Source organism: Spirulina subsalsa FACHB-351 (assembly GCF_026130165.1).
In the GTDB taxonomy this organism is placed as follows: Bacteria; Cyanobacteriota; Cyanobacteriia; order Cyanobacteriales; family Spirulinaceae; genus Spirulina_A; species Spirulina_A subsalsa_A.
In genome coordinates this window covers 23,168-40,411 of sequence record NZ_JAIHOM010000007.1, presented here as the reverse complement: position 1 = coordinate 40,411, position 17,244 = coordinate 23,168, and the positions used below count along the sequence as shown (strand labels likewise).

Sequence of the window (17,244 nt, the reverse complement as noted above, 5' to 3'; positions counted from 1 at the left end):
ATTGGCCCATCATACAACGGAAAGGACGCAAGATGTTGCGTCCTTTTTGCTAATCTCTAGAAACCAACAAGACAGGAAATTGTTGGAGCAATTCCGTTGCCGCTTCCACAGGCAGGGGTTTAGAAAATAAAAACCCCTGCCCTTCCTCACAACCCATCTCTTGTAAAGTGCGGGCTTGGTGTTCTGTCTCAATGCCTTCTGCCACGACACTCATTCCCAGTTGATGAGCAAGATTGATAATGGTTTTAACAATGCCTAAATTTACCGGACTTTGGGTCATAAAATCAACAAAAGAACGGTCAATTTTTAACGTATCCATTGGGAAACGGTGGAGATAACTCAGGGAGGAGTAACCCGTGCCAAAATCATCAATCGCTAATAAAATTTTTCGTTGATGTAGTTGATTAAAAATGCCTTGAACTGAGGCTGTATTTTCTAGTATAACACTTTCTGTTATTTCTAACTTCAATTGTTGAGATTTAATATTAGTTTGTTTTAAAATACTATCAATCCAATCTAATAAATTCGGTTGCGCAAATTGTTTCACTGAAAGATTGACGCTGAGGGTTAAATTAGAAGGAATAGCAATCGTATCTTGCCAAGTTTGGAACTGGGCGCACGCTTCTCGTAAAACCCAGAAACCAATAGGGACAATAAATCCGGTTTCTTCTGCAATGTCGATAAATTCCCCCGGAGACACTAGCCCCCGTTCAGGATGATGCCAACGCACCAAGGCTTCAAAACCTGTTAATTGACCTGTCATCAGAGAAATTAGGGGTTGATAATACACCCGAAACTCTTGCCGTTCAATGGCGTGCCGTAAGTCTCGTTCTGCTTGAAACCGAATCAGTGCATTGCGATACATTTCCGGCTGAAATACTTGATAACAAGATTTCCCTGCTCGTTTAGCTTGATACATAGCCGCATCAGCATCTCGTAATAAATGTTCGGCCTGTTGATAGTCTTCATTGACCATTGCAATCCCAATGCTCATATCAATAAAAATGTCTTGATGTTCCAGCTTAAAGGGATATTGCAATTCTGATTGAATGGAACGGACAATCAGTAATACATCTTCGAGTTGTTCAATATTTTCTAACAAAATGGTAAACTCATCTCCTCCCAAACGAGCTAGGGTATCCCCCAAACGCAGACAACAGCGCAGACGGGAGGCAATGGCACAGAGTAGGCGATCGCCTACACTGTGTCCGAGAGAGTCATTGACTACCTTGAAGCGATCGCAATCCAAAAATAAAACCGCAAAACGTTGGCTAGGATTAGCTTTATAGGCTTTTAAAGACTCTTTTAAGCGTTCAATTAATAAACTCCGATTAGGTAGCCCTGTTAACTCATCATGCAAAGCAATATGGAGCAATTGTTGTTGAGTTTGTTGGTGTTGTTTAATTTCCTGAGCTAGTTCTGCTGTTCGCTCTTGAACCCGCTTTTCTAATTCTAAATTGAGTTGAGAAATTTCCTGTTTTGCCGCTTGTAACATCAAGTGGTTTTCAATTCTCACTAGGACTTCTTCCTCTTGAAAAGGCTTTGTAATATAATCCACACCCCCGACTTGAAACGCCTTTACTTTATCCAAAACTTCATCTAACGCACTAATAAAAATGACGGGAATTTCTTGGGTTTCTTTTAAACGTTTAAATTGTTGACAAACCTCATACCCATCCATCCCCGGCATTTTAATATCTAACAAAATTAAATCTGGGGGTTCCAGTTTAGCAGCACGCAGAGCTAACGCCCCTGACAGAGCGCATTGTACTTCATAGCCTCTGATCTCTAAAGTTTGGGCGAGAAATCGTAAGTTATCTGGAGTATCATCAACAATTAAAATATTCGCTTTTCGAGATTCGGTCGTCTCAATCGTCATTTTTAATCGTCATTTTTAATGATGGTTAAACAAAAGAAGAGAGCAAATAAGTTAAAGATGTTAGGAGACAAGTGACACATTTAAATTTAGCAAATCCCTTTGATAGACTCAGGAAAAAGACGACCTTTACTATCTGAAGAAACAAGAAACGAAAAATTTTATCCTGAATTTTTTCTCTACTTTTTTGAGTGAATTTTGCCAACAATTTTTGAAAAAAAATAGAGTGAGTGATAAAATAGAGTGAGTGATAAATGACGTAACTTGGGGCAATCTAGTGAGTGGGAGACGATTTTTTCTGGGGGAGCTAGGATTCTAAGCAAGGCTCAGTCAAGTCAATTATAGTGTCATATCGGAAATTATCAGCTAATTGGCGGAGAGCATCCCTGAGTTTAGTTGATTCTGGGGGGACTTGTGCGATCGCCTCAATCATCACATGATACTTAAGCGTTAAAGCTGCCTCGTGGAGTTTTTGCTGCAATGGCAGAGGCAGTGCGGCCAAGTCTTGCCGCGTCAGAGGGACTTCCTTCAGCATAGTCACCGCAGGATTGAGGACTTCCTCCCCATAACGATAACGCACCCCCAGATATTGCTGAATTTTCTCAAAAATCACCCGACTGGCAAAGGGTTTACGCACCCAGTCATCACATCCCACGGAGACAATAACCGCTTGTTCCTCATCAAAGATACTAGCTGTCAGAGCAATAATCGGTGTATTTTGACCTTCTGGGGTGGATTTAATGTAACGGGTGGTTTCGTAGCCATTCATCCCCGGCATTTGAACATCCATCCAAATCAGATGGGGATGCCAACTCTGAAAAAGTGCGATCGCCTCCTCCCCATTTTTGGCCTCCTGAACCTCAAAAAACGGTTCGAGCAATTGTACTAAAAGATGGCGATTTGACCAACGATCATCCACTACCAGAATACGATAATTCGGTTGATCCGGTTCTAAACCGATAATACGCTGACCCACAGGAGAAACAACCGGAAGAGAACCCTCCGCAAGCAGCACAGGAATTGTAAACTCAAACACCGTCCCCTCACCGACCCGACTTTGTACCGTAATTTTCCCCCCCATTAACTCCACAAACTGCTGACTAATCGCCAAACCTAATCCCGTGCCGCTATTCGACTGTCTCCCCACCTCCGTCTGTACAAACGGTTCAAATAGCATCGGTAAATCTTCCTCCCCAATCCCTACCCCTGTATCCCTCACTTCAAAGCGTAACCGCAAATTGTCCGCAGAACTTGCACCCTCTAACATTACCCCTAAACGAACTTCTCCCTCTACCGTGAACTTAATCCCATTCCCCAATAAATTAATTAAAACTTGACGTAATTTTCGTTGATCTACCACAATCAACGGGGGAATAGCGGGATCACAATCCATACATAACGCTAACCCCTTTTGTTGCGCCTTTAATTGAAATAAATCCTCTAACATTCGCAATAAACCAGACAAATCACAATCCGTCTGATTCAACGTCAAACGACCCGCCTCAATCTTCGACATATCCAGAATATCATTAATTAAATCCCGCAAATGTTCCCCACTGCGATTAACAATCTGGATATATTCATGCACCTTGGGATGATCTAAACCTTCAGTTTCCCGTTGTAACAGTTGACTAAAGCCTAAAATCGCATTTAAAGGAGTTCGTAACTCATGACTCATATTCGCTAAAAACTCACTTTTAGCGCGATTAGCTGCATCAGCCACTTCTTTGGCTTTTTCTAATTCAAAAGCCGCCTTTTTTTGCAGGGTAACATCTCGTCCTACCCCCTGATATTCCACCACTTCCCCCTGTTCATTAATAATCACCCGATTAATCCACTGTTGCCAACGTACTGTCTCAGGATCATCAGGATGCTCTGGACTTAACGTGCGCTGTTCCACACTAATCACCGGATTTTCTGAACTCAAAGCCTCAATAATATCTTGCACCTTTTCCCGATCCTCTGGATGAATAATCGGCACAAAAGACTGCGATAAAATTTGGGATCGTTCTACGCCAAAATAACGACAATAAGCATCATTGACAAACAGTAATGTTCCATCCTTCTTAAAGCGGCAAATCAAATCCGTTTGATCCTCCACAATAGCCCGATAACGAGACTCACTAATCTGGAGTGCTTTTGTCCTTTCTTTGACCTTTTGTTCTAAGGTTTTTGAGTAGTCCTCAACCTGTTGTTTCGCCTGCTCTAAATCTTGGTATAATAGAGACTTTTCTAAAGCAATCGCCGCTTGAGCGGCTAAAATTCTTAAAATCTTGAGGCGATATTCCGTAAATGCCCCAGCAATTAACTTATTCTCTAGATAGAGAATTCCAATTAACTGACCTTGGTTCAATAACGGCATACATAAAACCGATTGGGGTTGATATTGTATAATATAGGGGTCTTGGCTAAATTTGCCCTCCATTACATCCGCTAAAACTAAATTTTCTTGAGTTCGCATGACATAATAGATCATCGACTTAGGCAGGGCATTAGAGGGTAAACTTTCTAGAGGAGATTGCAAAAAATCTGAAACTTCCTTGCCAATGGTTTCCGCCGCTACCACTTGCCAAGGTTGGTCATTATACCCTAACAATAAAACCCCTCGATCTGCTCCGGCATTTTCAATGACAATTTTCATCATCTTGGTGAGCAGTTGTTCAAAAATAATCTCACTGCCCAAGGCTTGAGAAGCCTTGAGGACACTGTTAATATCTAGGGTAGAATCCTCATTATTCTCCTGACTAGAACTCAGATTGTTGCTAGGGTGCTTCAGTCCGATCAATAATTCATTATATTTCTGCTCAATCTGCTTAACCTTGGCAACTGCTCCCCAAGAGCGATAATGATAGTGTGCTTCATGAATATAAGCCCGAGCTACAATCGTGTTATTTTGGGCTTTATAACATTGGGTTATTAATTCATAAGCCATTGCCTCATCCTGAATAAAGCGATTATTTTTAGCCTCCTGAATGGCTTCTTCATAGCAACGAATAGCTTGGAAATACTCCCCCTTTATACAGTGAATTTTTCCCTCAATTAATTGGTATTTATGCCAGTGATTCATCGGTGCAAAATCTACATATTTTTTCAGGCTTGCTTGGTGTTGATAGACTTGCTGTAACAGACTCTCTTGTTCAGAATCTGTGATTTTATGATACTGTTCTAATAAAACTAAAGCACTATAAAAATCAACAATGGCAACTTGAGGACATCCGGGAAGAGCATCACTGTATTCTTGAGCAAATTTTAATTGTTCTAAGGCTAAGTCATAATCCCCGAAGATATAGGCGAGATAAACTTGATGGAGATAGAAGAATAAAAGGACAGTGCGAATTTTAGCCCCGTTTAGCCAACTGAATTTAGAGGGAGTATAAACTTTCCCTAATAAATGGGTAGGATCAGCAGATTGATCCGTTAATTTATATACTAGCTGGAGTAAAATTTCTAGATAATGAACTCCCGTCGGTTGTTGGATTTTTTGCAAGGCTTTAATGTATTCCATTAAAACCGTTTTCATTTTACTTAATGGGGTTCCAACCCAGTATAGATAACTACAGTAATACATTGCGGCATAGCCTGCAAACTCTAAATCACCGTTTTCTACCCCAATCTGGTAACAATGTTTGAGGGGGTTTAATACCTCCCGAAAATGCAGTTTCCAGCTTTTAATTTCATTATTAACAGCAAACATAGTGCGAGCTAAAACTGAATCTGCTTTGATTTTATGAGCCAAGTCTAAAGCAACATCTGCTAGTTCATATCCTGCGTCAATATCACCTAGAATTCCGCATAAAATTAAACCATAAGCGGCATAAGCGAAAGGAGAGATCATGCTGTTGCCATATTGTAAGCTGAGATCAACCATCGTACAAACCGTGAAGGGGAATAAACTGGGACGATGTAAATAAGATGCGGCACAAATATTGGCTAAAAGTCCCATCATGGCTTCAACTTCTAAGTTGACCATTGGGGGTAATTCTAAGATATTTTTAACCGAAATGTTGATTAAGTTTTGCTGAGTTTGCTTAATCTTTTCCTGAACTAGATTTTTGCTCGGTCTAGGGGGTAAATTAAGCCCCAGCAAGCTCAAGGTTTTTAAGCCAATATTAAGGGCGACTGATAGATTTCCCTGAGCAATTAAACTTTGAATTTTAATTTCATGAACTTTAACTTGATCTAAAAGGGTTGCTGTGTGAGGTAAAATTTTATTGATTAATTGGTCAAGCTCCGTAGAATGACTGCTTAAATAAGCTACTTCTGCGGTAGAGATAAACAGTTGTAAGGTAAAATCATAATGGTTTTGCCAACTGTTTTCAGGTAACAAGCTTACGCCCGTCTGAAGATATTCAAAAGCTATAGCATAGGCGGTTGATTGTTTGGCTTTTATCCCCGCTTCCCAGTTCAACTGAGCTAGTTCTATTTTTTTCTCTTCTGCCACAGTATCTGACGGCAATTGACATAATCCTAGATTTAGTTGATTGACTATATCAAACAATTTGTCGTCCCGTTCAACTTCCGGTGTATTGTGTAATAAATATTCGCCAATTTTTTGGTGAATGATCGGTTTTTGCTCTTCTGGAACTAAGGAATAAGCGGCTTGTTGGATATAATCATGAATAAATTTATACTGGCAACCTAAGAGGGTATAACTGGATAGTTCTAAATCCTGTTGATTGCCGATTCTCATGGTATAATAAGATTGCTCGCCAACGGGAAAGATTAACCCCATTTCTAAGGCTTCTTGTAGGGCATTTTGAATATTAAGGGCTGATTGTTTGCTTAAAACGGCTAAAAGATCGGCTTCAAAGCAGTTCCCAATACAGGCTGCCTGCTGTAAGAATTCTTGGGTTATGGGATGGAGTTGTTGAATGCGAGTGGCGAGAAGTTCAACGACATTATCGGTAATTTGCAAGGATTGTAATTGGACTAAATCCCAAATCCAACATCGGGCTTTATGATCAAAAACGATGTATTTTTGATCATATAAAGTTTTGAGAAATTGCACTAAAAAGAAGGGATTACCATTGGTTTTTTGTCCTAAAAGTTCGGCTAATGGCATCACCTCGAAGATGGATAGATTTAGAGTATCTGCGACTAATTGACCAATGGAGAGAAAATCTAACGGTTGTAGGGTAATCTCAGGGAGAGAGTAGCCTAAATGGTCAATTTCCTCACGCATTAGGCTGAGGGGATGCAGGGGGGAAATTTCGTTATCTCGATAAGTCCCTATGATAAAAAGTGCTTGGGGAAGCGGACGAGTTACTAATAGGCGAATGAGGTCTAAAGTTTCTAGGTCTGCCCATTGTAAATCATCGAGACATAAGACTAGAGGATGTTCGGGTTTGGCAAAGATAGAGATAAAATCTTGTAGGACTAAATTAAAGCGATTTTTAGACTCATTAGGGGACAAAATTGGTGCAGGAGATTGAGTCCCAAGAATTAGTTCTAATTCGGGGATAATTTCTATAAGGATTGAGCTATTTTTCCCGATATGTTCTAAGATTTTTTTGCGATATTGGGTGATAATTTGCTCATTTTCGGTCAAGATGGCTTTGATTAGGCTTTGAAAAGCATCAATAATGGTACTATAGGGTCTGTCTCGTTTATATTGTTCAAATTTACCATATAAGAAAACTCCGCGTTTTTCGGTAATGGGTTTGTAGAGTTCTTTGACTAAAGCGGATTTACCAATACCGGGGGCACCGGAAACTAATAAAAATGGTAGGGCTGGTTTTTCTGATGGAGTTGAGTTAAGGGAGGTTTGCACTCCTTGGAGATGTCGCTCAAAGTAGTGCAGTAAAAAATCAATTTCTTGGCTTCTTCCGTAGAGTTTTTGTGAGATTTTAAAGAAGTCAGAATAATCAAATCTTCCTAAAGGAAAGGGTTTAATTTTTTGCTGGGTTCTTAACTGCTCCCAGCAACATTTTAGGTCTTCATAAATCCCCGTTGCGCTTTGATAGCGGGATTCGGGATTTTTTTCAAGGAGCTTTAGAATTAACTGAGCGAGAACTTCAGGACAATGATTAGGTGGAGGGGGTTGTTTAGCAATATGACAGTGAATTAGTTCTAAGGAATCTTGGGTTTTAAAGGGGAGTTCTCCGGTAAGTAATTCGTAAAATGTTACCCCCAAGGAATAAAAGTCGGTGCGATAGTCTAGTAAACAGTTCATCCGTCCAGTTTGTTCTGGGGAAATGTAGGCTAATGTGCCGACAAATGAGGGGGAAATTTGGGGGGAAGTGACTTCAGAAGTTAACCCACTGGATAGGCCAAAATCAATGATTTTAACTTGTCCGGTTGTGCTATTATAAATAAGGTTGGATGGGTTAAGGTCTTTGTGGATAATGTGGGCGGCGTGGATTTGGGCGAGGGTTTGGGTCACTTGAAGGGCGATCGCCAAAAACTCTGATAAGCTTAAGGAACGACGCTGTAGTAACTGTTCTAGGGATTCTCCTCCAAAGTCTTCTAGAATAATCATTAAGCTGTTTTGATAGCGTTCTAGGGCGTAGGCTTGGACGACTCCGGACAGATTAAGCGATCGCGTAATTTGATATTCTTGGTGGTAGCGACTTAACTGTTCGGGGGTGGGATAATCCGCTTTCAGAATTTTGCCAATGACCGGACGTTTGGCTACCCGATCGACTCCTCGGTAAACGATAGAGAGAGAGCCTTCATAAATTTTTTCGTGCCAGTCATACTGTTTCATGGTTATTAATCCTCATGCCCCCGATTCAAGAGAGCCAAACTCATAGATTTGCAAAAAATGTACACAGGATAGCCCGTTCTTCGGCTATCCTGTAACTGTTCTTAGTGTTGCTTGTGTTACAGAGGAAACGATTTATGTCTGAGGATGTGAGCTATAACAATCGCCCAAGACAACCCTTTCCTGAAACGGCTCCCCTTCAGCCGTGGTCGATTGAACAGGATGCAGATGCTCTGATGGATGACCTTTTTGATGATGTGGATCGTCTCCTAGATGGAGGGGCTAAACTACCCACTAAGACGGTTAAATCAGATTATGTTGCCTTGGAGTCGGTCGTTGTTCCCTCCTTAACCTTACCAGCCGCCAATAGCCCTCAGTCCTCCTTAGCTGAAAATCCCACGACCAACAGCCAGACCACCCAACTCCAGTCTACCCAATCTCGGTCCAGTCAAGGGAGCGGCAAAACGCGCCACAAAGGGGCTAAAGCAGACCCAACAGCCACGGGGAAAGGCGGAAAGTGGGCGACCACCTTCAAAAATATCTCATGGCTTGAACACGCCGATAAGATTGTATTCGGGGTGGCCTGTGTTTCCTTTGTCGGGGTTGTGGCGTGGCTGGTGAACGAAGGTAAGCTAGAATGGCCTCCAGCCTTTTTACAGGGGGTGCGTTCTCGCTCTCAGTACGTCTGGGTGCCGATTTCTGGGGAAGATGCCCAGTTTGTGCGCTATATGCAGCGATCGCTTGAAGTCATCGAAACCAAAGCCAGATCCGCCCCCCCAGAAGGCAGCACCTCCCCCGTAGCCAGTGGTTTACCCGCCATCCCCGGTCAATCCCCCCAAGTCGTAGAACGGGTGTATATCCCCATTTACCCCCCCAATCCTTCCGTTAGCAGCCTATTACCACCCTCTCCGGCCGCTTCCCCTGCCCCTCAAGCCAGTCCTAGCCCCAGTCCGAGTCCTCAAGCGGCTCCCAGTCCTCCCGCCCCCCCTGCACCCTCTCCTCGTGCCGCCCAATCCCCCGCCCCTTCTCCCTCTCCAGTCGCTGCGGCTCCGGAAACCCCTGCGGCGCGGGCTGGTGTCAGTCGTTCCGAATTGCCCAACGTGCCGGAACCGGAAGATGTAGCCTCTCCTGATGCCCCCCAAGCCAGTCCTAGCCCCACTCAAACCGCTTTAGGGAATACCCATAAACTGGTCGGAATTTTGGAATCTGGCGATCGCACCGCCGCCCTCTTCCGCATTGGTAGCAGCACCCAACGCATCACCATCGGGGAAACCATCGGGGAGAGTGGTTGGACCCTAGTCGATGCTAACGGTCAAAATGCCATTATTCGCCGGGATGGGGAGGTGCGTTCCATCTTCGTCGGGCAAAGTTTTTAGTAGACGCGGAAAAGCCCCGAGTCCTCTTGAGAATTAATAATTAATAATTGTTGATTTTTACTCATTCCTCGCCCTTATGCCAAGCAACTGGTGGGAAACCACCTTTCCCCAAGGACAACAAAGCCTGATCATCCCCGATGCCACCGGACGAGAGGTTAAAATCGCCTACGGAGAAAAAGGCACCGGGCAGCCCCTGTTATTAGTGCATGGAATCGGCAGTTGGAGTTATAGCTGGCGACATCTGATTGACCCTCTAGCCCAATCTTTCCGGGTGATTTGCGTGGATCTCAAAGGGAATGGCTTTTCCGACAAACCCCAACAAATTGAACCCATCGGTCATGAAATTATCGAATTACAACGGGTAATTAGGGCCTTATGTGATCAACCTGTCATTCTCATCGCCCAATCCTTGGGAGCATTAATCAGCTTAGGCTTGGTGGAAGAATATCCCCAGTTATGCGAGAAAATGGTGTTGATCAACGTACCGATTTTCTTGGATACCCTGCCCAGTTGGTGGATGCCTGCGATCGCCCGCTTGCCCTTCTCCCTCATCCAATGGTTTGATCAAGCCCGTCTCAGTAAACCCCTCGCCCCCCTCATTCGGGAAATTACCCGTTTTTCCCGACGGGAATTAGTCACCGATCCCAGTTTAATCACCCTCGAAGATGTGTACTGGATTACCTACCCTTATATTGAATTTCCCGGTGCGATCGCCCAATACGGCCAAGCCCTCCAACAAGCTTGTCGAGAAATCGAGTCCCTCGTCCAACAAAAACCCAACACCATCCGCAACATTCAAGCCAAACTCCCCCAAATAACCCAGCCCACCCTCCTCCTCTGGGGAGATCAAGATCATTGGTTCCCCCTACCCCAAGGAAAAACCCTCCAGCAAGCCCTTCCCAACGCCCAACTGCAAATCCTCCCCAACTGCGGCCACGATGCCGCCGCCAGTTGCCCCCAGCCCATCCTAGAAGCCCTTACCCCCTTTCTACCCCTCCCCTGATCCCCCCAAATTCTGGTAGGATCGCCACTAATGAGCATCAAAAGTTGACAAGCCAATTATGGAAACACCCTTAGACATCCTCGCCGCCGCCAACGCCCTCCCCTTCTCCTTCACCGCCGTCTACGTCGTCGGCTTCATTGCCGCCGTCGTCTTCGGTTCCCTCGCCTGGTATAACTCCAAACGTCCCCCCGGCTGGGAAGACAAAGATCGCCCCGACTTCATTCCTGACCTCAACAAAGACGACAAAAAAGACCAGTAAATCCCTGATCAACCGCTAAGATTAACCGTCCAAATTGTTAGTAGGTTAACGCCCATCAATTGTCAATTATCACCATCCTATTGAAGTTGTCATAGTTTTGGACATTTAACCCATATTGTAGGGGGTAATTCACGAGTTACCCCCTACCACAAAGCTGGCCAATTATGCCCGTATTTCCCCCAATCCCTATCCCCTAACATCTATGAAAGACTTTGATATTCAAACCCTGCAACTCCTTGCCCAACTCAAAGATCCAGATGAGGGCATTCGCGAACAAGCCACCGCAGAATTTTGGAACTTGTGGTTAAACCAAAAAGGGGAATTAGGCTTAGAATACTTAAAGCGCGCTCAAGCTTTATTAGATAATGGAGAGTTCACCAAAGCAGAACAAATTCTGACTAAAACCATTCAAAACTACCCTGATTTTGCCGAAGCTTGGAATCGCCGCGCTGTTTTGTATTATACCCAATCTCGTTACTTAAAATCACAAAAAGACTGTCAAAAAGTAGTAGAACTTAACCCCATTCACTTTGGCGCGTGGCATGGTTTAGGCTTATGTTATGCCGCCGTAGGTAAATATAAACCTGCCATTCATGCCTTCCGCAAAGCCTTAGAAATCCAACCCTATGCAACCATTAACCAGAAACTCATTCTAGAATGTACCATGCGGTTGTAGAAAAGGCATTCATTCTAGTCTGTGTAGCTGCCTTTTGGGATTATTTAATCGGAGATCCTTGGAATTTTCCTCACCCCGTCCAGTTTATGGGCTGGATCATTCAAAAACTGAGCCAAATTATTCTACAACAATTTAATTCAAAAACCGCTCGCAAAATCGCTGGAGTTTTCTTAGGACTGATCCTAATTATAGGTACAGGATTTTTAACTTGGCTAGGGCTTTATTTAACTCAAAAAATTAACCCCCTTTTAGCCACTTTATTACAAATTATTTTACTGGCTAGTTGCTTTGCAGGTCGAAGTTTACGGCGGGCAGCTGAGGATGTTTTAACTCCTTTATCTCACGGAGATATAGAACAGGCACGGGCTAAATTAAGTCTATATGTAGGGCGAGATACTGCCCAACTATCTCAACCGGAAATCTTGCGCGCTGTATTAGAAACCATCGCCGAAAACGCCACCGATGGAGTCACAGCCCCCTTATTTTATGCCCTCCTAGGTATCTTTATCCCTACGGTTGGTACGGTTCCCTTTTGTATGGCCTATAAAGCCGCTAGTACCCTTGATTCTATGATTGGTTATTTACGCGAACCTTACAGAGATTTAGGCTGGTTTAGCGCCCAATTAGAAGATCGTTTAACCTGGTTGCCTTGTCGTTTAACGGTGCTAACTATTGCCTTATTTTCTACCCGTCCCTGTTATATATTAGGAGTATGTCGTCGTGATGCGACACAAGATCCTAGCCCTAATTCTGGGTGGAGTGAATGCGTTTATGCCGCTACTTTAGGGGTGCAATTAGGGGGGGTTAATTCTTATCAAGGGGAAGTGAGGACAAAACCGTTATTAGGAGAGGCAATTAATCCCATTACACCGGAGATTATTTACCAAGCTTTAGGATTAATGCGTTGGTGTTTTTTGGGCTGGTTAATTGCGGTGGGGGGCATGATTTGGATGTTAACCTTGAGCTAGCATAGGACTTGCTGAATAAGTTGGGGAGCAGGGGAGCGGGGGAGTGGGGAATTGACAATTGACAATTGACAATTATCAATTATCAATTCTCAGGGGAGCAGGGGAGTCGGGAGTCGGAAATAATTATCAATTATCAATTATCAATTATGAGTCCACCAATCACCCTTCACCAAGGGGGAGTAATATTTCAAATTCTGTGCCGAATCCTAACTGGGATTTAACCCAAAATTCTCCCCCGTGTTTGGCGGTGATAATCTGGTAACTCACCGCCCAACTGGTTTCAATATCTGCCCTATTTTTAAGAGAAAAAGAATCCATAAATTGTTGATATTCAGCTTGACTCATCCCGGGACCATTATCAATAATGCGAATGGAGATGAAACGCATCTCTAGGGTTGATTCTGATGACATATTGCGGGAAATAACTTGGGTAATAATGGTAATTTGAGCGGGATCATGGTTGGGGATAGGATGATCAAATTCTTGGGCTATTTCTTGAGTAACAGCTTGTTCTAATAATGAGTTAATGGCTTGGGTAAAAATATTAATAAAAACTTGACTCAGTTTGCCTGAGTAACACATAACTGGGGGCAATTGTCCATATTTTTTTACAATTCTTATCTCACGACTAATCCGACTTTTTAGGAGTAATAAAATCCCATCTAAGCAGCTATGAATATCCGCAGGTTTGGGGTAAACTTCATCAACATGACAAAAGTTTTGTAGGCTACTGGCTAAGGTTTTCAGCCGTTGCGCTCCGGTGGTAATACTGTTAACAATACGGGACAAATCTTGTTTGAGATAGTCCAGTTCGATGTCTTCTTGTAGGTCTTGAATCCAAGTGGGGGGGGTGGGTAAAATCTTCTCATAAGCTTGAAGAAGTTCCATGAGTTGATCGCTGTAGCGGGAAATATAGGTGAGGTTGCCCCAAATAAAGCCGACGGGATCTAAAATTTCGTGGGCGACTCCATCGACTAAGCGCCCTAAGCTAGCCATTTTTTCACTTTGAATCATTTGGGCTTGGCTGCGTTCGTAACGGATTTGTGTCTCAATGCCGCGAATTTGCCAAGCGACTAAACTCAGTTGTCCAAAGTCTAAAATATGGTAGGTTTGGGGGTCTAATTGGACGATAATGGGTTCTGTGATGAGAGTGGGCGATCGCCTTAAGGCTTGACGATTGCCTTCTAAGATGTGTGTATCTCCCTTGAGAACTAGGGTTTCGCCGCGCTGGTAGTGGTGTAAAATAGCGAGAGGACGGGGTAAAAATAACTCGATACCGTGGGGGAGTAACAAGTATTCTAGGAGTTGTCGCCGAGAGATCATGCCGACAAATTGGGGGGTTTTGTCTTGGGTATCGACTAAAATGGCACCCGGTAACTGAGGATACTGCTCAAAAATGGCGGCTAATTCTGTTCCTGTTTGTTCAGTAGAGACGACACAGGAAAATAGGGATAATTGGGCGAGGGTAGACTCTAAACTGAGGTCGTGGAGGGTGGAACTGAAGTAAGAGACAGGGGAAGAATTGAGGGAATTGTGCATGGACATGGGAAAAACCCGGATCCTCAAAAATTAGTAGAAATAGCCTGCACAGGACAAGCGGGAATACATTGCTCGCAGACGACACAGCGCGATCGCGTAAATTTGAGTTGATAGGTGTCTGGATCTAAGATTAAGGCTTGAGTGGGGCAAACTCCAGTACACAAACCACAGTCTACACAACTTTCCTCATCAATCAGGATTTCGCGACTGGCGAGGGAAACGGTGATATCTTGCGATCGCATCCATTCTATGGCCGCATCCATTTCATCAATATCCCCCAACAATTCCACGACTAACTTCCCCACTTGATTGGGGGCGACTTGAGCGCGAATAATATTAGTCGCCACATTAAAATCTTTGGCTAGTCGATAAGTGACAGGCATTTGCACCGCCCGTCTGGGGAAAGTAAGAGTGACTCGCTTTTTCATGATCTTCCTCTGAGAAACCCCATCCCCTTACCAGGCCATGAAGGGGCATTACTACTATGCTACCGCAGGGAAGAAGCAGGACAACCTTTGATCCGGTTTGGGAATCATCGTCCTTCTAGGGCGATGAAGATGTCAAAATAGACCCAGAGTCATTTTATCGCCCAGTAATTCTATGACAGATCCCACCACGAACCCCACAGAATCCAATCCTAAACCCTATCAACGGCTACGCAACCTTGTTCTAGCTCTGGTGGCTGTGTTATTAAGTGCTACCCTTGTTTGGGGCTTGCAAACAGAAACGGGAGTATCGTCCCTTGAAACCCAGGCCGCCCAAGCGACTCCCCTAGAAGTGGCTCTAAACAATGGCAAACCCACACTGATGGAATTTTATGCTAATTGGTGTACCAGTTGTCAGGCAATGGCCAAAGATTTAGGGGAAGTCAAGGCCGACTATGGCAATCAGGTTAATTTTGCGATGTTGAATGTAGACAATACTAAATGGTTGCCCGAGGTCTTGCGCTATCGGGTGGATGGGATTCCCCATTTTGTCTATTTTAACAGTCAGGGAGAGGCGATCGCCCAAACCATCGGAGAACAGCCCAAATCCGTTCTCAAAGCGGATCTAGAGGCCCTCATTGCCCAGCAGACTCTCCCCTACGCCAACCAAACCGGGAAAGTGTCCGCCTTTCAAGCCAAGGTGAAACCCCAAAGCGGCGAAGATCCCCGTAGTCATGGCGGGTCTTAATCTGGGATAATCGACCAGATGTTTTTAAAGCCGCTATGACCCCAAAACGTATTATTTTGATTCTCCTCACTGGCCTAGCTGTGGCAAAACTCCTCTTTTCCCTGCTATTCAGTGTCAATCAACCCCAAGTTCAAAGCCGTTTGCAACTTTATCAAACTAATTTGATCTTACAGGCGGCCGAATTGCAAATAGAAGGGGAGTCTAACCCACTCCCCTTACAATACCTGTTAGGAGAAAACCCCTACAGCAAGGCTCAAGAACAATATGAACAGGCAGAGGCGGAAATTCGCCGCAATTTTGAGCAACTCGAAAGTCAACTCAAAACCCTGTTAGAAACTGCCCCCGTGGCTGGAGATCCTCAACTGGTGGGAGCCGATAATCCCTCCGCCGAAGCTCAACCCCGTTTACAAAACGTCTTGGTAGAAATGACCGGATTGCGGGCAGAAATTGGCTTAAATAAGGGCATTTTGCAGGCGAAACAAGAGCAAGTTCAGGCGGCTCAAGGCAGTTGGGAAGAAGTCATGATGACCTATCCTCGCAGTCATTGGGAGGCAACGGCAGAGGTTTTAATGGGTTTATGGTCAGCGGCGCCCTTAATTGCTCCCGATGCAGAACGTCTGATTCAAAACCATCTACAGGGCTGGTTTCGGGATGAAAGCTTAAGTCATTTGTACCAAGTACAAGGCAATAATACCGCTTTGGCTATGTTGGCCACCCAACGGCAACAAGCCGCAGAACAAGCCTTATTGAAATTAACCCTGATTGGGGGGATTCCCCTGTTAGGTGGCATTTTAGGGGTGTTCATTGTGGTGGGATTGATTATCCAGTTGATCCTACAAAAAGAGCGATCGCTCCTCGCCGGAACACAAAACGCCCTCTGGGAGACACCTTGGGATGGGGAAACCATTTGGCAAGTCTTAATTGTCGGGTTTTTCTTCATTAGTCAGATCCTCCTGCCCGAGTTTCTCCCCCTGATTGTCCAAGGGATGGGCTTAGATCCCCTCAGCTTCGACTTACGGGGAAAAGCCTTTTATGTGTTGACCAGTTATGTTCTGATGATGGTGGGAGGATTAGCGGTTCTTTATCTCTCACTCAAGCCCTTTTTTCCCTTACCTGAAGGTTGGTTTAAGGTTAAATGGTTCAGTAATTGGCCCCTGTGGGGAGTGGGGGGGTATTTTGCGGCCATTCCCCTTGTGGTGGTGATTTCTCTGGTGAATCAACAAATTTGGCAAGGACAGGGGGGCAGTAATCCCATTATTTCCCTCGCTCTCCAATCTCAGGATACCCTCGCCCTGCTGATCTTTTTCTCCACGGCTTCCCTCGCCGCTCCCTTATTTGAAGAAATCATCTTTCGCGGCTTTTTCCTCCCTTCCCTAACGCGCTATATTCCGGTTTGGGGTGCCATTGCCGTGAGTAGTTTAGTGTTTGCTATTGCTCACCTGAATATCTCAGAAGTGCTACCTCTGACGGTGTTAGGGATGGTGTTAGGGTTTGTTTATGTGCGATCGCGCAATCTCCTCGCCTCCATCTGTCTCCATAGTCTTTGGAACAGTGGCACCTTGATCAGTTTGTTTTTACTCGGAAATAGTTAACCCCATGACCCAGTAAGACTCACCAAAAATCTCTGAGTTCCAAATCCTAGTTTTATCTCTTAAGGGTTTCCGTATATGT

11 protein-coding genes are annotated in these 17,244 nt (G+C 44.3%); 7 read left to right on the top strand and 4 right to left on the bottom strand.

Annotated features, from left to right (window positions below; all coding sequences use genetic code 11):
• Nucleotides 1–49 precede the first annotated feature (49 nt).
• Both K4A83_RS02295 and K4A83_RS02290 read right to left on the bottom strand, forming a co-directional pair.
• Nucleotides 50–1,879, bottom strand: a complete 1,830-nt coding sequence (locus K4A83_RS02295) for a two-component system response regulator (RefSeq protein WP_265262766.1) — start codon at nt 1,877–1,879, stop codon at nt 50–52.
• 304 nt (nt 1,880–2,183) lie between these two features.
• Nucleotides 2,184–8,582, bottom strand: coding sequence for a protein kinase domain-containing protein (locus K4A83_RS02290; RefSeq protein WP_265262765.1), 6,399 nt, complete (start codon nt 8,580–8,582; stop codon nt 2,184–2,186).
• Between the two features lie 134 nt (nt 8,583–8,716).
• On the opposite strand from K4A83_RS02290, the gene K4A83_RS02285 reads away from it, so the two are divergent.
• The 5 genes from K4A83_RS02285 to cbiB all read left to right on the top strand — a co-directional run bounded on the left by K4A83_RS02285 (nt 8,717) and on the right by cbiB (nt 12,861).
• Complete coding sequence (locus K4A83_RS02285) at nt 8,717–9,955, top strand: hypothetical protein (protein WP_265262764.1); 1,239 nt, start codon at nt 8,717–8,719, stop codon at nt 9,953–9,955.
• Between the two features lie 76 nt (nt 9,956–10,031).
• The gene (locus tag K4A83_RS02280) at nt 10,032–10,958 is read left to right on the top strand and encodes an alpha/beta fold hydrolase (protein ID WP_265262763.1); all 927 of its coding nucleotides are present in this window, start codon (nt 10,032–10,034) and stop codon (nt 10,956–10,958) included.
• 58 nt (nt 10,959–11,016) lie between these two features.
• Nucleotides 11,017–11,217, top strand: a complete 201-nt coding sequence (gene psb35 / locus K4A83_RS02275; protein ID WP_265262762.1) for a photosystem II assembly protein Psb35 — start codon at nt 11,017–11,019, stop codon at nt 11,215–11,217.
• Nucleotides 11,218–11,419: 202 nt separating this feature from the next.
• Nucleotides 11,420–11,893: a tetratricopeptide repeat protein gene (locus K4A83_RS02270; protein WP_265262761.1), complete on the top strand. Its 474-nt coding sequence runs from the start codon at nt 11,420–11,422 to the stop codon at nt 11,891–11,893.
• Nucleotides 11,875–12,861: an adenosylcobinamide-phosphate synthase CbiB gene (cbiB, locus tag K4A83_RS02265; RefSeq protein WP_265262760.1), complete on the top strand. Its 987-nt coding sequence runs from the start codon at nt 11,875–11,877 to the stop codon at nt 12,859–12,861. The genes K4A83_RS02270 and cbiB overlap by 19 nt, the downstream gene beginning before the upstream one ends.
• A gap of 159 nt (nt 12,862–13,020) precedes the next feature.
• Here the strand turns inward: cbiB and K4A83_RS02260 are convergent, their stop codons facing one another.
• Both K4A83_RS02260 and K4A83_RS02255 read right to left on the bottom strand, forming a co-directional pair.
• Nucleotides 13,021–14,400 carry a sensor histidine kinase gene (locus K4A83_RS02260; protein WP_407809792.1) on the bottom strand — a complete coding sequence of 460 codons (1,380 nt, stop codon included), beginning with the start codon at nt 14,398–14,400 and terminating at the stop codon, nt 13,021–13,023.
• Nucleotides 14,401–14,423: 23 nt separating this feature from the next.
• Nucleotides 14,424–14,828 carry an NIL domain-containing protein gene (locus K4A83_RS02255; RefSeq protein ID WP_265262758.1) on the bottom strand — a complete coding sequence of 135 codons (405 nt, stop codon included), beginning with the start codon at nt 14,826–14,828 and terminating at the stop codon, nt 14,424–14,426.
• A 172-nt stretch (nt 14,829–15,000) separates the two neighbouring features.
• Here K4A83_RS02255 and K4A83_RS02250 point away from each other — a divergent pair, with 172 nt between their 5' ends.
• Together K4A83_RS02250 and K4A83_RS02245 are read left to right on the top strand one after the other, a co-directional pair.
• Entirely contained in the window at nt 15,001–15,573 is a 573-nt protein-coding gene (locus K4A83_RS02250; protein ID WP_265262757.1) for a thioredoxin family protein, read from the top strand.
• Nucleotides 15,574–15,608: 35 nt separating this feature from the next.
• Entirely contained in the window at nt 15,609–17,165 is a 1,557-nt protein-coding gene (locus tag K4A83_RS02245; RefSeq protein ID WP_265262756.1) for a CPBP family intramembrane glutamic endopeptidase, read from the top strand.
• The last annotated feature ends 79 nt before the right edge of the window (nt 17,166–17,244 follow it).